We start from the raw sequence: 24,427 nt of genomic DNA on the forward strand, positions 1-24,427 counted from the left end.
TGCGCGAGAATGACAAATTAACCTATGAATGATCAGCAACTCCTTCGTTATAGTCGCCAGATTATGCTTCCCGGTATTGATATTGAGGGGCAACAACGTCTGCTACAGTCGCATGTACTCATCATTGGCGCAGGTGGACTAGGCTCACCCGTAGCCATGTACCTGGCTGCCTCCGGTGTGGGACAAATCACCATTACTGATGATGATCAGGTCGATCTTTCTAATCTACAACGCCAAATACTGCATCATCAACAGGATATCGGCCGTGACAAGGTGGATTCAGCAGTGGATACACTTAAGGGCATTAATCCCGATATCAAGATTAACACCATCGCACACCGACTCAACGCAGAGGAGCTGGAAGTCATCATGCAACAGGTCGATGCTGTCGTCGATGCCAGTGATAACTTTAATACCCGTTTTACCATCAATGCCGCCTGCGTACGCCAACAAATCCCGCTCATATCCGGTGCAGCAATACGTATGGAGGGACAAATCAGTGTCTTTACACCGGGTAAGGATAATAGCCCGTGCTACCACTGTCTCTATACCGAGGGTGACGAACTGGAACAGACCTGCAGTGAAAATGGAGTCCTCTCCCCCTTAGTCGGCATCATCGGCAGCATGCAGGCTCTGGAGACCCTCAAGGTATTACTTGATCTGGGACAGACCCTGGCAGGTCAGCTAATGATCCTTGATGCGTTACACATGGAATGGCGCAGTATAAAATTACGCAGAGATCCTGATTGCCCGGTATGTTCCAGGGAATATTCTAAGACCTGAACTTCACTTCAACAAAGGTCGTATCATCACTCTGCATACAACCTCCACTAAAATAATTAACCTGGTTCAAGATATTATCAAATAGCTCATCACTGTTTTTGCTATCTTTGAGAATTGCCTCAATACGATCGGCACCAAACATGTCACCATCAACATTAGAGGCCTCAACAAGACCATCGGTATATAAAAAGATTGAGGCATCCGATGGCAGCACTTGATCCCGGGTCAAGGCATCAAAACCTTCATCATTCAGAATCCCCAACGGCATATGATCTGACTCAATCTTTGCTAACACACCCCGTTCTGAAGAAAACACTAATGCCGGTGGACAAGCACCCGCCCAGCTACGGATCTCACGGGTCTCATGGTTAATCTCAAGCACTGTTGCTGCCAGATAAAAATCACCCGGTGTCGCCTCCCGCAAACGACGATTAATCGTGGACACAATATCCTTTAATGGAACATCATCCTCCACCATGGAATAAAATAACTCTGAAACAAAGAAAGCACCCATCGCAGCCTGTAATCCATGCCCGGTAAAGTCCCCCACCAACACATATTGTTTGCCGGAAGGCGCATCCGAACATAACGCAATATCTCCACTAACCAGACCCTTGGGCGATGAGTAATGTTGAATATTAACGGGCATATCAAGCTTGCGGCTATTACTGATATGCTGAAAAAAACGTTCCGCCACCTCCTGCTCAATTTGCAGAATATTAACCATGGAATGTAATTCATCAATACGACTCTGGGTGGATCTCCGGTATTCTTTTTCCCTTAACAGTTGATCGATCTTGCTCTTCAGTGCCAAATTAGAGCAGGGTTTGACCATAAAACCATCCCCACCCGCAGCAAAACAACGCGCCAGAACACGATCCTCATCGGTACCCGTAAGAAACAGAATTGGAATAAACAAATCTCCAGCCAGAGACTTAATCATCTCTGCCGCCTGCAAACCATCCACAACAGGCATATCAATATCCATCAAGATCACATCCGGGGTATCTTGCTGATAACGGTAAACAGCCTCTTTACCATTCGAGGCAGTAATAACGCTATAACCACTACGCGTCAGAACCTCAGCAGTCATCATACAAAAGATCTTGTCATCATCGGCTACCAGCACACGTCCTTTTTTCATAACCGTAATATCTCTATCGTCATACCATTACAAGCGTCTGCCACTCTCCAGCAATACTGTCATATCATCCACTGCTAGAGGACGGCTAAATAAATAGCCTTGCAATGAATGACAACCTAATTGATACACCCTGGATAACTGCTTACGCGTTTCAATCCCTTCCACCACAACCTTCAAATCAAAAGACCGGGCAATAGAGACAATGGCCTCCGCAATAGCCTCATCTTTCTTATTCTCACACATACTTTGGGAGAAGGTTCTATCCAGTTTCAATGATGACAAAGGTAGATCCTTTAAATATAAAAGTGAAGAATAGCCCGTACCAAAATCATCAATCGCAATATTAATATCCATATTAGACAACGTGCGTAAAAGTGCTTGAGTCCTACCGAGGTTCTTTATCATGGCACTTTCCGTCAACTCCAGCACCAACGCGCTCGATAGCATATTGCTATCCGATAAAGAAGAAAGTACCCGATCAGGGAAATCATCCGTCTGTAGCTGCACTGCGGATACATTCACCGAAACACTCAACTCATAACCACATTCCTGTATCCAGTACTGATTCTGTCGACAGGCCTCCTGCAATACCCAGTTCCCTACTGAAACAATCAGACCTGATGACTCCAGCACCGGTATAAATTCATCCGGAAACACCATCCCGCGTTCCGGGTGTTGCCAACGTAACAAAGCTTCACTACCTGTAATCTTACCCGTTTGAATATCTACCTGTGGTTGATAATGCAAAACAAATTCATCACGCTCCAACGCCCTCAATAACTCAATCTCCAGCAACAGGGTATTCTTCTCCTGCTTACTGCTCTGAAACGAGGTGTAAAAATAATATTGATGTTCGTAATCAATCGTTTTCCCCAGGGTAATCGCCAGGCCTGCGTTCTTCAGTAATAGCTCAATCGAGATACCATCCTCAGGATAGTTACTGATACCAACAGAAAAGGTAATGGTCATATCCTTATTGATTGAAGAGACATCCAGATGAATCGTCGAGAAGATTTGCTTAATCTTTTCCTCGACATCATGATTATCTGAAACACCTTCGAGAAAAACACCAAAACGCCCACTCCCCATATAGGTTAACGTCACCGCATCTTGTAACAATGACTGCATCTGTGTAGACATGCTACGAATCAGTTCATCAGCAATCTCTTGTCCATAAACATCCTTGATAGGTTTAATCTGATTGATGCAAACCATCAACATAGTATGCTTTTGCTGACTAACGTCCATATCCTGCAGACGTTCGTCAAGACGCAATTTGACTACAGCTAGCTTGGGTAAACCTGTTAACTCATCAAAATAAGTCAAGCGATGGATATAGGCCTTATCATTCACGGACTCGGTAACATCCTTACCGATTGAAATATAATAGAGAATCACACTCTGCTCATCCAGTACCGGAGTTACCCTCTTATACTCATGATAAAAGTTACCATCCTTCCTGCGATTAACCAACGTTCCCTCAAAAACCTCCCCGGTACTAATCACGTCCCACATCCGTTTGTAAAATAGCGCATCCTGCACACCCGACTTGAGTAAATTAGTCTTCTCACCAATAACCTCACTACGGTCATAGCCTGTAATCCGACTAAAGGCATCATTGGTATAAATAATCACACCCGTGGAATCGGAGATGGTAACAATATCTTCAACGCTATTAATTGCTGCATGTAGCAGAGGAATATCATCAAGTCGGTCTAATATGTTCAGCATTAATGGTATCAGGTTCTTTTTAATCATTTTCAAGTAGAATCGATAATACCGCAAATAACCACTATGCAGCAAAGGTTATCTATACTAATTCAGAATACAGTCATTATATTATTGCCTAAAGAAGCAATATGTCGGAATTAATTACACAAATAAAAACCAACAAAAATAATAATAAACGAATAAAAACATATAGTTATATACAACAATAGGGTTTAAACAATAAAAATCAGGATCTCAGTGTTTTTTTGTAAAAATAACAAACAACCGCAATTCAAATATATCTTATTGATTAATAATAAATTTATATAAATCACAGGCCACATATATAATTTTTTGTCGTAAAACATTACACTTTAGAGTGTAAACAAAAACAAGGATAAACTGTAACACCATGTATTAATTGAAATTTAATATGATGGCACAATTAATGCAAGAGTATTAAAACCAGTCACCATCTGCAAGGATCACAAAATGAATAATCAGGGCGTGAAGTACACCATACTGTTAATCCTACTGTCTATTAGCTCAATAACGAATGCGGCAATATTCGATTTCAAGGCACTCGGTAATGCCAACGAAAGGGGCTATGTCACCTTCGTACATACTGTTGACGGTATCCAGCTCAGTGCAAGTGGTTCCTCTCCCGATGGCAGCATCCCTTACAACGCCTATCTGGATTCAGGTAATGCGGGTCTTGGTGTCTGTCAAAACCTGACTAGCAGTTATCAATGCACACCCAGCTCAGATGACAATGTAACCTATCTGGAAAACTTGATATTAACCTTTGATCAAGAGGTTAATATTGAGCAAACCACCTTTGTTAATGGCAGTCATGGTACTAACTTCCTGGGCAGCTTTGATATGACTATAGATGGCGGTACAACGACAACTTATAGCCTGACCAATATATTCTCAACCATTCTGACCGGCACCGAATTTATATTCACCAATATGAATCCAGAGGGTGGCTCATATAATTCAAATGAATATCAATTTTATATCAGCGCACTGAATGTAACCCCTGCAGCCGTACCCGTACCCGCAGCCGTCTGGTTATTGGGTAGTGGTCTGCTAGGTCTGATTAGTATCGCACGTCGACGTTAAGGGAGTCCTGATTAACTATATCGGGTCAGGAATGTATCCAGTTGATTGGCAAAGGACTGCCTATCACTCTGACTTAATGGCGGTGGACCACCGGTACTGATCCCACTACCGCGTAGAGTATCCATAAAATCCCGCATGTTTAATCGGGCACGGATATTATCGACAGTATACAACTCACCACGGGGGTTAAGTGCATGGCCACCCTTCTCGATAACCTCTGCCGCCAGGGGAATGTCACTGGTTATCACCAGATCCCCCACCTCCAGTCTTTTCACGATCTCATCATCCGCCACATCAAAGCCAGCCCCAACCTGCAACATATTAATCAGGGGTGATTTCGGTACACGCACAAATTGATTGGCTACCAGTGTCATTGCCACCCCGGTACGCATTGATGCCTTGAACAGAATATCCTTAACCACAACCGGACAGGCATCCGCATCGACCCATATCTTCATCAAAAACCCCAATCCTCATTATCTGGTTGCGGCATATCCACATGACATTGATAACACGATAATTTTTCTTGCTCGTAAAATTCATGATCTTCATCATTGCCACCCTTATAAGCCATATAACCATCTGGTAGCTTATGAGCAATACCTTTATGGCAATCAATACAGGTCTTGCCCCTCTGTTGCGCATAGTTATGCACAAGGGCAGTGCGGGACTGTTGTACTGCTTTATTCATTGCATCAAAAGAATGGCAATTTCTACATTCCCTTGAATCAGCATCCTTCATCACACCCCATACATGTTTCGCAAGTTCCAAACGCTTGGCATTAAACTTTTCTGGCGTATCAATCGAACCCATTACCTTATGTATTAACTCATTAGAGGCCTTAATTTTTCTAACCACCATATGTTGCCACTCTTTAGGGACATGACAATCCGGGCAGGTTGCCCTGACACCGGTACGATTACTGTAATGTACTGTCCCGAGATATTCCCGATAGACATTATCTTCCATCTCATGACATGAGATACAAAAATCCATATTATTCGTTACTTCCAATACCGTATTAAATGCCCCCCAGAATAATATTCCGGCAACAAAAACACCCCCTGATAATAACAATGGATATTGACCAACATGTCCCATTACCCATGACCGTATACCCTTTATTACGGATTTAATCATGACAGTTTTTTATATTTTGAGCGTACATTAATGGCATTAGGTTCTACAATACAAGCATCCCGGCATAAGGCGCAACCAATACAGATCTTTTCATTAATCACTGGCCTTGTCATATCCCAGACCATAGCACCAGGAACCGGACAAATCCCCTGGCAGGCACCACATTCCGGGCCTTTATAAGGCAAACAATGTTTACTATCAAGCGTCGCAATCGCCAACCGGGGAAAGAACCTTTCATCGCTTTCATCATCCGCATCATCAGGCTTTACCGGAATCTTTAATGCACCCGGTTTACAGACGCTGACACAGGGCCAGTCCTCACATAGATGACAACCATGATTCAATAAATCCAGTGCAGGTGTTGCCGTCACCTGAATTCCCAGACGTGCCGGTAATTTAAATATCACCTCATGTGGACAGGCATCAATACATTCATTACAACGTGTACACGCCAAAAGAAAGTCAATTTCCTCCAGGGCAAAAGGTGGTCGAATCCATTTGGCCGCACGCACCCTGACACTATCCGCCACCTCATCAGCAACCGATTTAACAATCTTCTTACTACTCCTGGTAAAAAACTCACGTCTATCCAATTAATTATTCCTTTTCATTACTACCCCATTAACTCAATCTCTATCTCACACTCCCCCCATACGCATTATCATCGGTTGCATCAATAACCATAGATGGAAACCATTGACACTAATAATAAAGACCAGAATAGGTGTAAGGCGAAAACCAGCTTCTGATACAAACGATTTAATACGATAGCGTAAGACTTTAACTGCAACCCAGAAACCAAACATCATTAACAGACCTTGCATCGCAAACAACGCCTCTTCCGGAATCGGCAAACGACCATGTGATACCAGCGACCCCGACCCCATACCCAAAGTTTCCATCAATAATTGGCCAGCACCTGCCGTTTCACGCAGCATGTGGTTTAGATTATGTGCAATATGATAGGCAAAAGCTAATGGCAGGGTAACAAAGACCAGCCCCATAAAAAATGGTTTAAAACCAACATCTGATCCTGATATCCAACGGGTTATAACTATAAATAATGCGTAGATACTAACGGGTATAATAATACTTACCATTAGACCAGTTGAAAAACTAACCAACAATTGTCCTGAATCACCAATTATTTGTGCAAACTGTTGCATCCAGGTTTCCCAAAACTCCATCATGGTGATGCCATGAAAACTGGTCAGTGCCAGCAGAATCAGCATAAACCATGCCTCATCCCAATGAGGGCGTGCGCTGGAGATTGCCTCCTGACTCTGTGGACGCAAGCGCCAGGAGATATTTTTATCAGGGCAACTTCGGACACAATTACCGCAAGATGTACAGTAGGTGTTTTGTGTCAAACTGCCCATAACAAGTTGTGTAGGGCATGGATCAACTTCATCGGTACCATTAAAGCATTCCAGACCTGTGCATTGCGCACAGATATCCGGATCAATCGGGCGTAATTCAATGGGTGCAAGCTGCGCATAGAAACCCACAGTACGACCAACCGGACAAATATAATGACAAAAGGCCTTATTCCTGAATATTGCCAATGACAATGTTGCCATCACCACCATAAGTAATGACAGTAATGCCGTTGCGTAAGGATCAGATGTCACACCATAACCTAATTCCAACCAGGTCAAACCAATTAACATTAATAGTGCCGGCCATACTGTCCGCATCCATCGCGGTGGTTTCAGCTCAAGACTATTATTCATTTTTAATAACCAGAGACGAGGCTTTACAAACCAGTTTGCCAGTGCATCCCACGGACAAATCGCACACCAGGCAGAACCCAGAAAAAAAATCGAGATGATCAGCCCTGCCCACCAGATATTCCATGTTAGAACAGTAGCGATATTCCTTGCTGGAACAGGTGTTCCGGTAAGACCTGAATAAATAACCAGAAAGAATAATGCGACAACAATTATCCTGATAAAAAGTAATAACCCGGTAGACGAGGTAAAAAGTCGGCTAAAAGAGCCTAATAACTTAATATCATTTAACTGGATATGCCTTATAGTTAATCTACCAGGCATTTTTGCCACAATAACCCACAAACTAACAATGAGCATAAAAGCCCAAACAATATATCCCCAATATGAGGGTAAACCTGGATGTGTCATTATCATATATCGTCATCCTGACGGGCACTGCGTATCTTGTTACGCATCAAGCGTCGGCGTTGTATAACATTCACTGTAATCAATGCAAATAGAATCACCCCAAGAGCAATACCAATAATCCCCATTGATGTATCCTGTCCAATGGTCAGGGGGAAGTCGATAATATACGGCTCACCCCCAGCTTCAAATTTTGCCGTAATGATATACTCACCATTTTTCTTGAATAAAAAACCCTGTCGATACACACCATCATAGACTGGCTGTACCCCCAGCATTTCTTCATTATCATCCTCAAACCATCCATTATTACGTACTGTAAAGGTAATATCACCATCAAAGGTATCACCATTATCAATCCGTGAAAGATACACATTCACCCGCCCGTTCTCACCTGGTTTTGGAAATGCAGGAAAAACCATATAGGTAATAAAATAGTCACCCATCTGGGTCTCCACCTGCATACTGGGCGGAGTATTGGAGTCTTCATTCAGACTATAGGCAGGACGACCAAGAACATGATGAGCTAATAATTCGGTAGAAATCAACAGCACTATCAATCCTGTAAAAATTGATTGCTCTATTATTTTATTCTTGGGAAAAAAACTGTTTATCATTAAGGTCCCCTTAAGCATTATGTCTTGTTACCGTGCCCTGCACAGATTCAACAATCCTTATTGGTAAAGATGGGTGTGGGCAAACCTCTACACAAATCCCACAGCCAACACAACCATCCTCTTTTATATACGGTCTGTACATATTAGCAAATTCAAAGGCGATGGCTTTCTCCCCTAATGGACATATATTGACACACGCCCCGCAAATCCCTCGATCAACCCAGGGATAACAGGCTGTTCTATCAATTTGTGCAAGGCCCATATTAACTTCATGTATATCAATCTTTGTAATGGCATCTGTTGGACAAACATCCATACACTTCTGGCACAGGATACACGCCTTTAGCTCAGGATCTATATAGGGCGTATTAACCCCGTTACCACCCTCTCGTTTCTCGAACAGGATACACCGAGGCGGACAAACCTCCCCACAAAGCCCACATCCTATACAGGCTCTGATAAAATCATCCTCATTGACAAGAGCCCCCGGTGGGCGTAAATGATTCGAGAAATCAAACGTTGTAAGCGGAACCATTAATCGACCAATAGCATAAGGAACTGATGCCAGACCAAAGGTACTTGCTGCAACAATCATTTTTTTTAAAAGATCACGTCGCCGCATCCTGTTTACCCTGTACCTGATTTAATCGGATATATTGCTTACCTAAATGTCCCGGCCCCTGATTACCCTCATCCTTGATTTTCACCACAAAGGTCATTGCATCGGTTGGACAAACTGCGATACATGCCGTGCAATTATTACATTCTTGTCCAAAATCATCATGCAACGGATCCAGACCAAACTCACATACCGCATTACATTTGGCACAATCGTTACAATTATCCACAATGCGTTTAATACGAAACATTCTGAATCGACCAAGCAGCGAGTAAAGTGCACCGCCAGGGCATATATAACGACAAAATCCACGCCGGGATACGAACAAATCAAATAATAAGGTTAAAATAAAGAACACCAACCCTGAGCCAAAACCGCCTAATGCAATTGCAAAATAAAGCTCACGACCAATAATTGCAGGAGGATAAATAATCGATATCAAAACCGAACCACTAATGACACAAAGCCCCAGGCCAATAGCGAGCACCAGATACTTCATGCGTCGATCAAGCTTTCTATGTCCTGCCCTGATACCAAGATCCTGTAACCATAGCGAAACAATTGTATTAAGCTCATAAAGAAAGTTAGCGGGACAAATCCAGCCACAAAAAAAACGTCCGAATACCACTGTAAATATAACCGGCACCAAGGCCGTTAAAACAAATGGCCAATAGATAGACATACTTGCGGCAAGCTGACCAATAACGGCCAAAGGATCTGATATTTGATAACCAAAGAAATTGCCTGACCATGTGGTACCTTTAATGGCATCCAGTTCCTGTGCAGGATCATCAACAAACGGCGAGGTAATTGCCTCCATAATATCAAATAGGAATTTCTCTGATTCATCGAGTAAATCATAGGAAAATGAGGCTACAAAAGTTTGGTAAACATGTATAAAAGGTAGTAGAACAAGCATCAAAAAAACAATACTCAAAACGACCCAACGAAGCTTGTTAAGATGCCTCCAGAGAAAGAATGGCTTAATATTATTATTCATTCCCCTATACCGTCCTTCTAATGTGATCAGGGATAATCCTGATTGCCTGTGGTAATTGAATACATGACCGTTCACACAGACCACAACCGACACAACCATCCAGCACATGGGGTTGCTCAAGCATACCTACCCTTATCGCTACATCCTGCAATGGACAGGCTCGATAACAAACACCACAGGTCTTTCCCTGATAGGATAAACACAGACTTTTTTCAACGCGAGCCTTACCCATTCGTACATAACCAAGGATATCTTCCGCAGTTCGTTCAAGTGGCTTTATAGCACCCGTCGGGCATACATCACCACATTTCATACAAAGGATACAGGCCTTGGTACGTGGGATAATATAAGGCGTATTAAGAGACTTGACTCCATTCTCCAGATTGAAATATTCAATACAACGATTAGGACAAACCTCACTGCATTGACCACAACGAATACAGCGGCTTTCAAATATATCTTCTGGCAATGACCCCGGAGGCCGTAGAAACCTCAACCCTGTTTGCTGTGAAAAAGCGGCCTCAAGTAAAGATGACTTCAACACAGTGCTTGCTACCGCACCGGCAATAAGCTCTTTAAAAAACTTTCGTCTTTCCATCAATTAATCACTGTTACCCACATGAACACCGGTATCGAACCTACATGGATGTATTCACGGCATGTCTCTGATAAAGATGAGTGATCCATGCCTTGAACTCATCATCAAACCTTCTCAATTCGACAGGCCAGTTTCTTGAAATCCACCTGACCCGATACAGGATCAAAGACACGACTGGAAACTGCATTTACTAACCATTTGTTTTTCTTCGGATCAGCACTATCTGCTACCGACAGATTCCATGGGCTAAATAAATACCCTCTTGGCACCGAGTTTCGTGCCGGTTTAACAATACTATTACTACCAACCTGAGCGCGTGCCTGATAATGACCACGACGAGTAATAAGGCGCACTTGATCACCATCCTTTATACCCAACACCCCGGCATCATCAGGATGCATCTCTACATACATCTCGGGAACCAAACGACGTGTCGTTGGACTACGGTTGGATTTCGCGGTATGGAAATGTTCATATACGACACCGAGTCCTAACCAGTAAGGATATTGGTCTTTTGGAATATCCTCCCAGTTCTTGTCTCGATGTTCTTCATCAGGAAGATCCGGTGTTAAGGCCATATCACGCGCTTGCTTCATCAAATCAAGATTATCAATAACGTAATGATCCTTCTTGACACCAAACTCCATCAGTTTCCTGGTAACTTCCTTACGTTGACTGTAATCCTGCTTGCACAATTTAATATGCACCTTGCCATCATTGGTACGGAAATAACCATAAGGCTTGGATTCCCATACCCCTTCCTGCCCCATATAACGACGTTTTGCACCCCCTTCTTTTGCAATACTATACGTTGGTGCAGGCCACTGAATACCACGCAGATTAATTAACTGCTGGTACAAACCGATACCATCAATCTTCTCAACCTCCAACATACCCGTAAGGTCAGTATCCGTCCCCCCGGAGGCCTCTACAACAGAACGGAAGATCTGCTCGGAATCGTAGAATCCTTTATCATTCCTACCCCACGGGAAGATCTTGTCACCATCCAGACCCAGAAGATCGGCGATCTCCTTACCCTTATCAATGACCATATCCATATCAGGCAGACAACCTGGAGGTGGTGTCCCTCCCGCCTGACAGATATTAATTCGACGTTCAGAGCTAATATAAACACCCTCAACCTCACCCCAGGTCGCTGCAGGGAAGATCACATCAGCAAATAGATTATTGGGTGCATGACGATAGATTTCCTGCACCACATTAAATGATTTCATCAATCCAGGACGAACAAGATTATGTTGATCCGGTAAATCAATATGGGTGGCATAGACCAGAAACATTGCCTTGATTTCACCCTTGTTTGCACGTTCCATCATACCAATGGCCATACCCCTGTTATCACCGTTCATTGCAGTAATCAGGTTCTTTTCTGGCACACCCCAGGCCTTTGCCATATGTTTACGATGCTTCTCATCCTTTAGTGGCAAATTAAAGGGTAGACGCCCGGTTAAACCACCCGTAAAACGCTCACCCATAGCATTAGGCTGCCCTGTCATTGAAAAAGGTCCACAACCTGGTTTTGCCAGATTACCCGTTAGCGTTAACAAATTAATAATGGAAATAACATTGTTCTGCCCATGAATATGTTGGTTATAACCAATACCCCACATGATGATAACGCCACCATAACCATCACCAGATTGATCCATCTTGCTTCTCGCCAGACGTTTACGGGTTGCATCCGCAAACATACCCGCTACTTTACGAATCAGCTCTGGGGTAACTTTATCAGTACCCATACGATCCTGAACCTGCTCAGGGCTATAGCTCTTCTTCACTTCTTTAACATATTCCTTCCAGCCGGTGGAATGCTGCTTGACAAAACCCCAATCAATCACATCATCATGATCATTCAATAACACATGAGCGATAGAATTTAATAAGCTGATATCACCATTCAGAACAGGAAGATGCACGTGGTTTTTCGGATTAATATCAGCATAACCCTGGCTTGAACCCGTCCAACGTGGATCAACAATGACGGTAGGAATATCTGTCTTCTTCTTATAATCCGCAATACGCCAATAAATGATAGGATGGGACTCTCGCGCGTTATGACCAAAATGCATAATCATATCGCTCATCTCCAGATCTTCATAAGCCAGCGGTGGCGTATCAGAACCCAGGGTGGCAAAATAACCTGTTACCGCCGAGGTCATACACATACGAGCATTGGCTTCAATAGTATTGGAACCCAGAACACCCTTCATAAATAAATTTTCGAGATACTGCCCTTCCATAGTCAACTGACCTGAGCCATACAATGCAATCGAGTTACCGCCATATTTTTTGGCAAAATAAGCTACTTTATGTGCCACCATATTAGACGCATCATGATATGGCACACGAACAAATAACTCTTCATCAAAGGCATTTTTGGTCTTACTGATAAAGTCCATATCACCATGATCAGGCTTATTCCATTCTTCCCACACATCTTTTCGCACGTACGAATCACCTTCCATACGATCAACGTAGATAGGCTCCGCAGCCGTTAAACCCTTAATACACTGAAGACCATAATTGGTTGGATGATCCTTATCAGGACGCATGGAAACAATCCGACCATTCTCGGATATAATCACCGTTCCACAACCCACGCCACAATATGGACACTGTGCCAGTGCCGTTGTCCGTTTGGTTGAAGAACTATCTGGATTTGTTGCCGCCTCCAGCTCAGGATTATCACCGACAAACAAACCGGCACCGGCAGCTGAACCTGTAATAAAGGTGCTATTCTTTATAAATTCACGTCTGGAAATATCTTTGCTACGTTTCATAATATTTTATTCCCGTAAAATAATGTTTTGTATATTATCATGCTTAATAAACAGCGATGCTTATCTAGCGGTACGATTACTTGGTTTTAAACTACGCAAGAAAGAGATAATGTCATCAATTTCGGAATCGCTCAGATTAGCCAAACCTTCCGTCCCCGAAAAACCACGCATACGCGTATTGGATCGACCCTTTTTGATGGTTTCACGAATAAAACCATCTGATACCTTGTTCAGGAATCCAGCTCGACCAATTGCAGGGCCCACAACACCCGCGGCATAGCCCTCACCATTCACACCATGGCAGCTTTCACATATCTCCTCAAACCACAAATCACCCTTGCGTGCATCACCGTAGGAATCAGGCTGCGCATCAATTTCTTTGGAATGATTAGGCCCTTTTTCATGTGCCCGCAGATAGGCTACAACGGCTGTTATCTTCTTTTTGCCCAGATGTGCAAATGGAGGCATACCGGTACCTACACGGCCATCTCTGATAGTTGACATAAAGAACCTGTCAGAAGCAACTCTGAGTAATTCCTTATTGGTCAGGGAGGGCGCAAAACCAGGTTTACCAATAGCATCAGCCTGATGACAGGCCATGCAGTTCATATCGAATATCTGCTTACCTTCCTGTACAATATTTGAAGCCGCGTACCCCATTAAGCTGACAACAAACAGCGCGATACCAATCACCCCATTAATAAAATGTTTGTGACGCATCATAGCTATCCCCTTTATAGTTAATTAATATTCACTGGTATGAGTAATGGTTATATAGCAGCCGAACACGCATGTCCATCCTGTTCTCATAAAGTAAAGACACGTAATTTCATCTATCTACCACCAAAGTAGTAGATCATAAAACAAGATAACCAATTGAAAAAAATAGTTATTTTTATATATTAAGAAAATTATTATAGAAACAAAAAGATCAATATATTCATTGGTAGTATCTGTATTTTATCGCTTAACTGAACAATTAAAGATACAATAAAAAACCATGAACCTACGTTTACAGCATTCATTATTAACAAGCATGGGTATTGTTATGATAACAATTACCCTGCTGGCCTTTGCCAGCATGGCAGCATCATTATTTATTACCAATACTACAGAAGGCCTGGCTACCGCCATTAATGAATCGGGCACCTTACGCATGAGCTCCTACCGAATAGCAAATGAGCTTATACATAACACAGTAGATAATCGTGAACATTGGATAAAAACACATCAGCTTATTACTGAATTTGAAAAACACCTATCTAATTTCAATCTAAATAGCGTGCGCCCCAATGAGAAACATCACCACTTACACACAGGATATGCACAAACTGAGAAACAGTGGGTAGAAGAAATAAGACCATTGTTTGACACTTATCTAGATGGGATTATGGACATCCAGACAGCAGGTAACGCAGGAATGGATATGTCCATTAGTGAGGCTGCGGTTACTAATCTACGTAATCGCTACTTTATGATCGCGCCCGATTTTGTTGCCAACATTGACAATCTTGTTGCACTGCTGGAACAAGATGCAAAAATAAAAATTAAACGCTTACGCAATTTTCAGTTCATTGTATTAATACTGACCATAATACTGGTTTTAATTGCTCTTGTTCTTATCTATAGCCGCATACAAAAACCATTAAAACAACTACTTACAGGGGCAGAAAAAGCCCGGAATGGGGACTTTTCATTTCGTTCAACCTATACGGGCAAGGATGAATTAGGACAACTGGGATCAGCCTTCAATTCCATGGCTGAAGATCTTTCAAAGATTTATACAGAGTTGGAAGAACGCGTACAACAGAAAACCATTGATCTAGAGCAAAGCAATCTATCATTAGAACTCCTCTATAAAACCGTTAACCGCTTAAATGAAGCTGAATCTCTGAACACAACGTATCCGATAATTCTGGAGGATATAGAGAAACTACCCGGCATTGGTAAAGGTGCCATTTGTCTGAATAATAATAAAAAAGAGAATGCTACTATGTTGGCTTCAACCTTGCCTATAGATGATCTTGTCACACAATTATGCGAAGAAACCAATTGCAGACAATGCCTGACAGGTAAAAAAAATCATTTAATAAATATTACTGACAACAATAAAAATAAAAAACAACTACTCACTATACCTATTCAAGACCAGACCCAACAATATGGTGTTTTAATAATAGAGCAAACCAATAACAAACCTGTTACACCCTGGCAACAGCAATTACTTGAAAATATTACCAATCATATCGGGATAGCCATTAAACTCTCACAACAATCAGCAGAAACCCGTCGACTGGCCTTAATTGAAGAACGTGGTGCCATCGCACGGGAATTACATGATTCCCTGGCACAATCACTAACCTTTATGAAGATCCAGGTAAGCCGCCTACAGGCAATATCTGAAAAATCTTCTAATAATCCCGAGGAAATAAATATTATTTCTGAATTACGTATTGGGCTTAATAGCGCCTATCGTGAATTACGCGAGTTATTAACCACCTTCCGTCTAAAAATTGATGGCAATGACTTCAATGACACATTACATAAGACCGTCCTTGAATTTAATGATCGTAGTGAAACAAACATAAGTTGCGATAGTAAAATCACTTATTTCGACCTAAGCCCTAATGAAGAAATACATATACTCCAACTAATACGTGAAGCGCTATCAAATATCATTCAACATGCCCATGCCTCCAGAGCCTTTCTCCTCATACAATATAATTCTGTTGGTGACATACAGATAATTATCGAAGATAACGGCATAGGAATCGATAAAGAACAATCAAAAACACATCATTATGGACTAAGCATAATGAAAGAACGCGCTAAAACACTGGATGGCACATTTGAAATAATCAATAATCAAGACACTGGAACCGAGGTTAAATTAACATTCACACCAATAAACAAGGCAACCCCTGTACAGATCAATGAATAAAATAATTACAATTCTGGTTATTGATGATCATCCTCTGATTCGAAGAGGCATCCGAGACCTGGTGTCCATGGATAATTCTTTTGAGGTGGTTGCCGATGCCGATAATGGCCTTAGTGGTATCGAGCTGGCAAAATCACTACAACCTGACATTATCCTGCTTGACTTTAACATGGACAAGATGAATGGACTGGAAACACTAAAAGCAATAAAGGCTGCAAACATTAATAGCCGGGTTATTATATTAACCGTATCAGATAATGAAAAAAATGTAGTTGAAACCTTACGAGCAGGTGCAGATGGCTATCTCCTGAAGGACATGGAACCGGAAGATATGCTACAACGACTGCACCAGGTTGTTAATGGGCATATTATACTTAGCCAGAAGGTATCTGAATTAATTGTCCGTGGATTACATAAAGAATCCAGTATAAAAGCACGAGAAAAAACAGAACTAACCCAGCGTGAAGAGCAGATTTTATCTCTTGTTGCAAAAGGCCTCAGCAACAAAGTCATTGCCCGACAACTCAATATTGTTGAATCCACAGTCAAGGTTCATGTAAAAAATATACTACGAAAATTAAATCTTCATAGTCGGGTTGAGGCAGCAGTATGGGTAGTGGAACAAAAAGCAAAAAAAAACCAGGGGAACTAGAGATGCTTTGATCAACTCCCAGGAAAAACCGTCACCAATAATTGATCTGTTTGTATCGGATCAGAGATAAGCCATTCATCATTGTCTTTTACATAAGGGTAAACAAATAATACTGATGACATCGCTGTTTCAATCTGTAAACCAACCCCTTTTTCATCACCTGCCTCAAGGTCAGTAACCAGTGCTGTAGCAAAAACATCCTCATTAACAACAAACTCCTTCAGCTCGGCAACAATATAATCAACCTGTAAATCCATATTATCCTCAGGGTTCTTGTCAGCGGGACAATTCATTTTTAGATCATTGGAGTCATTAAATGACCTGATACCAAAAGGCACAACCAGACCATACTCATCCAGCATTGCCTTTGCCGTATCAATACACGTTAATACCAACTGCTCAATTTTTTTATCCTGATCCAATTAATTAACCCTCATTTTTTCATTCCACGATGTGATTGACCATAAAGCGGGGATATAACAATAAATCTTCAGGTGGCAGACAAAGCTGATCATTACACGCCTGCAATCGTAATCTGATAGATGGATTCACACTTGTTGATCCTTTCTTCAACAGGGATCGAATACTAACATACCCCTGATAAAGAGCCAAAGCCTGTTGGCTAAAACCCAGTTTTACCACCTCATGCTCAGGATACTGGATATCAGACAGTGTCCATTCTGACGGTTCTTGCAAACGAATAGCAGTAGGAATCAGTTGAGTATCAAAAGGGGTATGAGAATTAATATGCCACTTATCATCAAATTTCATCTCAATATTCAGGGTATATTGTTTATCATTCACAGCACGGATAAAAGCGTCAATACGAACATGCCCCCGTGCCGCATAAACCGGCAGTGTAACAACCCCTTCTTGTTCCTCACGGGAAGCCACTAAAAGACTGGAAAAAGCACTTGGCGTTTCTTTGGTTTCGGGGAAAAATAGTGCTAATACTGCATTAACTTTATCATAATAGGCATCATCACCTGTGCGACGAGCAAGCCGTATAAACATGCGCGCTGCAACAGCATTGCCTGAAGGCAGTGTTTTATCAAAGCCTGTTTTGGGTCGTATCGGTAAAGGAGTATCCTGATCAACAGGAATATCATAGAAACCACCCTGCTGATTATCCCAAAATAATTGCTGCATCATTCCAGCCAGGATTTTTGCCTTATCCAGCCAGGCCCTATCCTGATCAATATCATAAAGAGCAATTAATGCCTGTAGGTAATAGGCATAATCCTCTAATTGTGCATCCTGCGAATTTTTCCCCTGGAAATTGATACGATAAAAGTGATCATCACCCTGCATGTTTTCCCATATAAATCGAGCCGCACCCCTGGCATAAGTCAGGTAATCTGACTCACTAAACCGCATAGCACCCTCAACCAAAGCTGTAATAGCAAGGCCATTCCAAGCCATTATTATTTTTTTATCCAGCGCAGGTTTAATACGTTTATTACGCGCCTGCTTCAACTGAAAGCGAATCTTATTTAATTTACCTAACACACTGGAAAGTAATATATTATTCTCATCAGAATATTCTTCCGGTGTCAGATAAAAATAGAGAACATTATCCCCGTTATCCATCTCACCATATTCATCTACATCAAAAATACTGGCTGACAACCGGCTATCATCATTATTCAACAGTGCTTGCCATTCATCCCGTGTCCATAAATAATAATGTCCCTCACCACCCTCACTATCCGCATCCAGAGAAGCATAAAACCCACCCTGTGGAGAGCGCATTTCTTTTAATACAAAATCAAGCGTTTGTTGTGCAACCATTCGGTATAATGGATCAGGATAAATATCATTAGCACGCAAATATAAAGGCACTAACAAGGCCTGGTTATACAACATCTTTTCAAAATGAGGTGTTCTCCAGTGAGGATCTGTTGTATAACGATGAAAACCACCACCCAATTGATCATAAATACCGCCATAGGCCATTCGGGTTAATGTAGTACGTAATGACATTAACGAGAGGTTATCCTCTGCCTTGCCATAACTATCATCCAGCAAAAGATACAACCATGGTTCACGAGGAAACTTACTCCCCTCACCAAATCCACCATTATCACGATCAACAATCGATAATAGAGACTTAATTGCCCTGTTCCTGAGAACCTTATCAAACATTAAGGCTTGCCCCCCTGTTTTTTTTCTACTATACAATTGATCAACCAATTGACTAGCCTGATTAACCGCTTGTTCTCTTTGATTAGTCCAATAATCTGACATCTCGGATAAAAGTGCTCGGAATGCCTTGGCAGGATAATAAGTGCCACCATAAAAAGGCTTTTTATCCGGCGTAAGAAACACCGACATAGGCCAGCCCTGATGTCCTTGAAAGGCCATCACAGCATTACCATAAAACTCATCAATATCAGGGCGACGTTCCCTATCTACCTTGATGGCAATAAAATGTTTATTTAAAAACCGGGCAATATCTATATTCTCAAAACTCTCTTTCCTCATCACATGGCACCAATGACATGCCGCATAACCAATTGAAAGAAAAATCGGCTTGTTTTCCTGCCGTGCCCGATCAAAGGCTTCTTTACCCCAGGGATACCAATCCACCGGATTATTTGCATGTTGTAACAGATAAGGGGAGGACTCCAGGATAAGGCGATTGCCAAGGTTCGACTTATCGCTATAGGCAAGCGAAGAGAGCACCAACAGACAGACTGAAAAAATGAATACCGTGCATTTCATAGGAAAACCCCAAAGTAAAACCTTATACAGACCTGACCTGGATCAACGATTCTATTCGATCATAATGATAGGATCACTGCCATCTTAATTATGCTCTATATTACAAGCATAAAAATTGCTTTTTGTCATAAAAACAAAGACGCATCAGAAACTTAGAGAACCTAGAATGGCCTTATCCGATTATATTCACACCTTTGGTCAGGCCATGAAAAAACTGTATGGTGAACGCATCCATAAGCTGGCGATTGATGCTGAATTTACCTGCCCAAACAGGGATGGAACAAAAGGTGTTGGCGGCTGCACCTTTTGTAATAACAGCTCATTCAGTCCCAATGGTCGACAACCAAAATCATTAGGACAACAGATTGAAGCCGGACGACAGGTTATTCTAAAACGTACCCGAGCCAGTAAATACATTGCCTACTTTCAAGCCTACACCAATACCTATGCTGATATCAACCAGCTAAAAGAACTTTATGATCGGGCACTTTCCGAGCCGGATGTCATTGGTCTCGCCATTGGCACCCGCCCGGACTGCGTCCCCGAACCGGTAGTCAAATTACTGCAAGCATACCAACAACAAGGTTATGAAATCTGGCTGGAACTGGGGCTGCAATCATCCTCAAACGAGACCCTGGAGCGTGTCAATCGTGGACATACCTATGAGGACTATTGTGACGCAGTACAAATGGCTCGACAGCATGGTATAAAGGTATGCACACACCTGATTATCGGTTTTCCCGGAGAGACGGGGAAAGATGCCGAAGAAACCTTACTAAAGGTTCTGGATAAAGGCGTTGATGGTTTAAAGATTCATCCTCTGCATGTTGTAAAAGGCACTGTACTGGCTAACGAATGGCGTGAAGGACAATACCAGCCACTTGATTTTGATGACTACATTCAGACAGTTGCCAACATAGTGGAGTTAACACCCAAAAAAATTATATTTCACCGACTAACAGGTACAGCATCGGAAAATTTACTATTAGCACCACAGTGGTGCTCAAAAAAATGGCATGTACTTAATTCAATAGAGAGGGAACTAATCAATCGAGGCAGCTATCAAGGCGCTGCGCTGGAGAATGATTATGCCTTCAGCACGTAAAAAGATCGACCTGGTTTGCCCTGCCGGCAGTCTACCTGCACTAAAAACAGCCGTTGATCATGGCGCTGATGCGGTATACATTGGATTTCGTAATGAAACCAATGCTCGCAATTTTCCCGGACTGAATTTTGATAATGAAGAAGTAAGACAGGGTATTAAATATGCACATAATAAAGGCTGCAAGGTACTGCTCGCGCTAAATACCTATCCCCAGCCTGAACATTTTAACCGTTGGACTCAAGCAGTAAGACAGGCAGCGTTACTCGGTATCGATGCAGTAATACTGGCTGATCCTGGATTAATGCGCTATGCAACCCGTAATTTCCCCGGTTTACGGCTGCATTTATCGGTACAAGGCTCTGCAACCACCCGCCACGCGATTGCCTTTTATCACGAACAATTTAATATCCAGCGCGTTGTTCTGCCACGGGTATTATCTCTAAAACAAATTAAAAACATTGTTGATTCCAGTCCAGTCGAGGTCGAAGTGTTTGGCTTTGGTAGCCTGTGTGTAATGGTTGAAGGACGGTGCGCGCTTTCATCTTATGTTACTGGAGAATCACCCAACACCTGCGGAGTTTGTTCACCCGCAAAGGATGTCCGTTGGGAAGAGACCGCTCAAGGTCGTCAATCACGGCTCAATAATGTGCTCATTGATCGTTATGCAAAAGGTGAGGCAGCGGGATATCCTACCTTATGCAAAGGTCGCTTCAAGGTGGGTGAAAGCGAAAATATATTTTACGCCATGGAAGAGCCAACCAGTCTGAATACACTGGAGATATTACCTGACCTTATAACAATGGGTGTTGCAGCCATCAAGATTGAAGGCCGTCAACGAAGTCCTGCCTATGTCAGGCAGGTCACCAGTGTCATGCGCGCTGCATTAGACTGTTGTCAGAATAATCTCAATAACTATAAAATCGATAAACGCTGGATATCAACACTGGACAAGGTATCTGAAGGTCGTTCACATACCCTCGGTGCCTTCCATAGACCATGGCAATAACATGAAATTATCACTCGGCCCCATCCAATATTACTGGCCAGAAGACAAGGTTCGCAGCTTTTACCAACAGGCTACAGACTGGCCTGTTGATATTATCTATCTAGGTGAAGTGGTCTGTTCCAAACGGCGTGAATTAAAACTCAATGACTGGCTTGATATTGCTTCTCAGTTACAACAGGCAGGTAAAGAAGTGGTGCTATCCACCCTGATCTTGCTTGAGGCCGATTCAGAACTAAAAAGACTGGAACATATCTGTGCCCAAACAGACTTCAAAGTTGAAGCCAATGATATGTCAGCAGTGTATTTACTCAATAAACAGTCCAGCTTTATTGCTGGCCCTCATATCAATAGCTACAACCCGGAGACCATTGATGTACTACATGAGTGTGGTGCCATACGTTGGGTGATGCCTTTTGAATTAAGTCAGCATACCTTACGCGATCTCATTAAACAAAAGCCTGGTGGTATGGAAAGCGAAGTACTGGTTTATGGTCGCATACCCCTGGCATTTTCAGCCCGATGCTTCACTGCAAGAGCTCACAATGTTGGTAAAGATCAGTGTGAACTGCGCTGCCTTGCTGATAACAAAGGTCTGCCTCTATTGACCCAGGAAGGTGACGAGTTATTTACTATTAACGGCATACAATTACAATCAGGAGTACCCTGTAATCTGGTTAGCGAACTGGATAGTCTGGAGAAAACGGGCGTTGATATTTTACGCCTGTCACCTGAATTAAAGGGTATGGGGGAATTGATTGATATATTTCATCAAACATCAATAGGTGAAATATCATCACAACAGGCTGAAAGCAGAATACAAAAACGCAGTGATGACAATAAGTGGTGTAACGGATTCTGGCATGGCGAGCCCGGCATGAACTGGCAATAATAAATCAAGGGGTCAGAGCTTTTGAAAGAATCATCGGTTCTTTGAATAAATGGAATATTTCAAAAGCTCTGACCCCTTGATTTACTGACAATACGATGCGCCCTACCACCAATATCAAGTTGTTTGAATAGCTCATCCAGCTTCTTCCCGATAGCCTTACCAAGATACATCTTGAAATGAGCCTCGGTATCAAACTCCATTGCATCAAGCATATTTTTTAGATAGAGGCCATCTTCGGTATTACCTTCCAGACTCAGCTGGCGTGCAAAAAACAGAGTATCAGGATCTTCACTACGTGTTGCCAACTGAATAAAATGCTCAAGGTCACCTTTGATGTGAATCTCGGGAGAGGCGTTCATCTTATCGGGATAAAAACGACCATTATCAATCTGAAAGCGCCAGCTATTACCCGTGTTATTTAAAGTCAACCATAAACGTTTACCATTCAGATACTCCAGTCTTGAACAAAAACATTGACCCTTCATTAAATAATTAAATCCCTGACTCAAAACACGCGCGTGAACCCAATCAGGAATAGCACGTAGCGCAAATTTAAGAGGCCAAATAGGTAAAGTCATGATGCTGACTTATCCGTTTCCAGGAAATCGAAGAAGCCCGGTTCCAGCGCAGCCGAAAGCATTAGTTTATCAAGGTTATCAATGCGTATTTTTCGCCCACTCGTTGTCAATACACCATTATCCTGAAAGCGACGAAAACCACGACTAACAGTCTCCACAGCGAGACCAAGATATTCGGCAATATCACGACGTGTTATGGGCAAACGAAATTCAATATGGGGTAGACCACGCACATAAAGGCGTGATGAGATATAAATCAGAAAAGAAGCGAGCCGTTCTTCAGTTGACCTGGCACTAATAAAGGTCGAAAACCAACGCTCATGCATAATGCGATTACTCATGGCACTAACAAGCTGATGATAAAAACCCGTCTTGCGATCTTCCAACAAATGAACCTGACTATAATCCATCATACAGACACTGCTTTCCTCTAACGCAATGGCATAACTATTATAGGCACCGCGTTCAATAGCATCGAGACCAACAAGATCTCCGGGGAAATATAGCCCCGTCATTCTGCCTGTTGCATGATCGTCACTACTAAAGGTAGCAATAAATCCGGACTTCACCACATAAAGATAATTAAACTCATCATCCACATCAAAGAGGCGGGTTTCCTTAAGCACATGGCTGCATCGGGTGATTAGCCGATCAAATAACTTCATATCACTATTCAGACCAAGCTCATTACAGATACCGAATAAGCCACAGTTATCACAACGAACCCACTGTTTCGATAACTGGATTGGATTTAACACATTAGATTCAGTCTTACCATTAGCACTCATAAAGAACCGACCTATTTTATAATACAGATACCAGTATGCTGTAAATAGCTAGAGATGAAATTGATTCA

Annotated in this window: 22 protein-coding genes and 1 pseudogene; 7 read left to right on the forward strand and 16 right to left on the reverse strand. The window is 42.3% G+C overall.

Features of this window, described 5'->3' with window-relative positions:
• Positions 1-24: 24 nt before the first annotated feature.
• A complete protein-coding gene (locus GXP22_01550) occupies positions 25-783 on the forward strand; it encodes a molybdopterin-synthase adenylyltransferase MoeB (protein ID NOX08169.1) in 759 nt (252 codons plus the stop codon).
• Here GXP22_01550 and GXP22_01555 read toward each other — a convergent pair.
• Together GXP22_01555 and GXP22_01560 are read right to left on the reverse strand one after the other, a co-directional pair.
• Positions 773-1,927: a fused response regulator/phosphatase gene (locus tag GXP22_01555; GenBank protein NOX08170.1), complete on the reverse strand. Its 1,155-nt coding sequence runs from the start codon at positions 1,925-1,927 to the stop codon at positions 773-775. The genes GXP22_01550 and GXP22_01555 overlap by 11 nt on opposite strands.
• A 27-nt stretch (positions 1,928-1,954) precedes the next feature.
• Entirely contained in the window at positions 1,955-3,658 is a 1,704-nt protein-coding gene (locus tag GXP22_01560; GenBank protein NOX08171.1) for an EAL domain-containing protein, read from the reverse strand.
• Between the two features lie 1,011 nt (positions 3,659-4,669).
• Here GXP22_01560 and GXP22_01565 point away from each other — a divergent pair.
• Positions 4,670-4,762: pseudogene (locus GXP22_01565) on the forward strand (VPLPA-CTERM sorting domain-containing protein).
• Positions 4,763-4,773: 11 nt separating this feature from the next.
• Here the strand turns inward: GXP22_01565 and GXP22_01570 are convergent.
• The 10 genes from GXP22_01570 to GXP22_01615 all read right to left on the reverse strand — a co-directional run bounded on the left by GXP22_01570 (position 4,774) and on the right by GXP22_01615 (position 14,399).
• Complete coding sequence (locus tag GXP22_01570) at positions 4,774-5,220, reverse strand: YaiI/YqxD family protein (GenBank protein ID NOX08172.1); 447 nt, start codon at positions 5,218-5,220, stop codon at positions 4,774-4,776.
• Positions 5,220-5,864, reverse strand: a complete 645-nt coding sequence (locus tag GXP22_01575; GenBank protein NOX08173.1) for a cytochrome C — start codon at positions 5,862-5,864, stop codon at positions 5,220-5,222. Before GXP22_01575 ends, GXP22_01570 begins: the two co-directional genes overlap by 1 nt.
• Before the next feature lie 35 nt (positions 5,865-5,899).
• Entirely contained in the window at positions 5,900-6,496 is a 597-nt protein-coding gene (locus GXP22_01580) for a hypothetical protein (GenBank protein ID NOX08174.1), read from the reverse strand.
• Between the two features lie 45 nt (positions 6,497-6,541).
• A complete protein-coding gene (locus GXP22_01585) occupies positions 6,542-8,050 on the reverse strand; it encodes a 4Fe-4S binding protein (GenBank protein NOX08175.1) in 1,509 nt (502 codons plus the stop codon).
• On the reverse strand, positions 8,047-8,628 hold the full coding sequence (locus tag GXP22_01590; GenBank protein NOX08176.1) for a hypothetical protein: 582 nt from the start codon (positions 8,626-8,628) through the stop codon (positions 8,047-8,049). The genes GXP22_01585 and GXP22_01590 overlap by 4 nt, the downstream gene beginning before the upstream one ends.
• Before the next feature lie 40 nt (positions 8,629-8,668).
• Positions 8,669-9,280: a 4Fe-4S dicluster domain-containing protein gene (locus tag GXP22_01595; GenBank protein NOX08177.1), complete on the reverse strand. Its 612-nt coding sequence runs from the start codon at positions 9,278-9,280 to the stop codon at positions 8,669-8,671.
• A complete protein-coding gene (locus GXP22_01600; GenBank protein NOX08178.1) occupies positions 9,267-10,277 on the reverse strand; it encodes a 4Fe-4S binding protein in 1,011 nt (336 codons plus the stop codon). The genes GXP22_01595 and GXP22_01600 overlap by 14 nt, the downstream gene beginning before the upstream one ends.
• Positions 10,278-10,281: 4 nt before the next feature.
• Positions 10,282-10,875 carry a 4Fe-4S dicluster domain-containing protein gene (locus tag GXP22_01605; GenBank protein ID NOX08179.1) on the reverse strand — a complete coding sequence of 198 codons (594 nt, stop codon included), beginning with the start codon at positions 10,873-10,875 and terminating at the stop codon, positions 10,282-10,284.
• A gap of 104 nt (positions 10,876-10,979) precedes the next feature.
• Positions 10,980-13,676, reverse strand: a complete 2,697-nt coding sequence (locus GXP22_01610; GenBank protein NOX08180.1) for a molybdopterin-dependent oxidoreductase — start codon at positions 13,674-13,676, stop codon at positions 10,980-10,982.
• A 60-nt stretch (positions 13,677-13,736) separates the two neighbouring features.
• On the reverse strand, positions 13,737-14,399 hold the full coding sequence (locus tag GXP22_01615; protein NOX08181.1) for a c-type cytochrome: 663 nt from the start codon (positions 14,397-14,399) through the stop codon (positions 13,737-13,739).
• 325 nt (positions 14,400-14,724) lie between these two features.
• Between GXP22_01615 and GXP22_01620 the strand changes: the two genes are divergently transcribed.
• Both GXP22_01620 and narL read left to right on the forward strand, forming a co-directional pair.
• Positions 14,725-16,617, forward strand: a complete 1,893-nt coding sequence (locus tag GXP22_01620; GenBank protein ID NOX08182.1) for a HAMP domain-containing protein — start codon at positions 14,725-14,727, stop codon at positions 16,615-16,617.
• Positions 16,610-17,269, forward strand: coding sequence for a two-component system response regulator NarL (gene narL / locus GXP22_01625; protein ID NOX08183.1), 660 nt, complete (start codon positions 16,610-16,612; stop codon positions 17,267-17,269). Before GXP22_01620 ends, narL begins: the two co-directional genes overlap by 8 nt.
• Positions 17,270-17,280: 11 nt before the next feature.
• Here the strand turns inward: narL and GXP22_01630 are convergent, their stop codons facing one another.
• Both GXP22_01630 and GXP22_01635 read right to left on the reverse strand, forming a co-directional pair.
• A complete protein-coding gene (locus GXP22_01630; GenBank protein ID NOX08184.1) occupies positions 17,281-17,691 on the reverse strand; it encodes a hypothetical protein in 411 nt (136 codons plus the stop codon).
• Between the two features lie 19 nt (positions 17,692-17,710).
• The gene (locus tag GXP22_01635; protein ID NOX08185.1) at positions 17,711-19,993 is read right to left on the reverse strand and encodes a DUF255 domain-containing protein; all 2,283 of its coding nucleotides are present in this window, start codon (positions 19,991-19,993) and stop codon (positions 17,711-17,713) included.
• A 166-nt stretch (positions 19,994-20,159) separates the two neighbouring features.
• Between GXP22_01635 and GXP22_01640 the strand changes: the two genes are divergently transcribed.
• From GXP22_01640 to GXP22_01650, 3 genes are read left to right on the forward strand one after another with little or no spacing between them, the layout of a single operon-like run.
• Positions 20,160-21,098: a TIGR01212 family radical SAM protein gene (locus GXP22_01640; protein ID NOX08186.1), complete on the forward strand. Its 939-nt coding sequence runs from the start codon at positions 20,160-20,162 to the stop codon at positions 21,096-21,098.
• Positions 21,082-22,104 carry a U32 family peptidase gene (locus GXP22_01645; GenBank protein ID NOX08187.1) on the forward strand — a complete coding sequence of 341 codons (1,023 nt, stop codon included), beginning with the start codon at positions 21,082-21,084 and terminating at the stop codon, positions 22,102-22,104. The genes GXP22_01640 and GXP22_01645 overlap by 17 nt, the downstream gene beginning before the upstream one ends.
• Position 22,105: 1 nt before the next feature.
• Complete coding sequence (locus tag GXP22_01650) at positions 22,106-22,993, forward strand: U32 family peptidase (GenBank protein ID NOX08188.1); 888 nt, start codon at positions 22,106-22,108, stop codon at positions 22,991-22,993.
• A gap of 59 nt (positions 22,994-23,052) precedes the next feature.
• Here the strand turns inward: GXP22_01650 and GXP22_01655 are convergent, their stop codons facing one another.
• A complete protein-coding gene (locus GXP22_01655; protein NOX08189.1) occupies positions 23,053-23,478 on the reverse strand; it encodes a hypothetical protein in 426 nt (141 codons plus the stop codon).
• Positions 23,479-23,567: 89 nt separating this feature from the next.
• Positions 23,568-24,359, reverse strand: a complete 792-nt coding sequence (locus GXP22_01660; GenBank protein NOX08190.1) for a helix-turn-helix domain-containing protein — start codon at positions 24,357-24,359, stop codon at positions 23,568-23,570.
• Positions 24,360-24,427: the final 68 nt, after the last annotated feature.

Source organism: Gammaproteobacteria bacterium (genome assembly GCA_013151035.1).
In the GTDB taxonomy this organism is placed as follows: Bacteria; Pseudomonadota; Gammaproteobacteria; order JAADJB01; family JAADJB01; genus JAADJB01.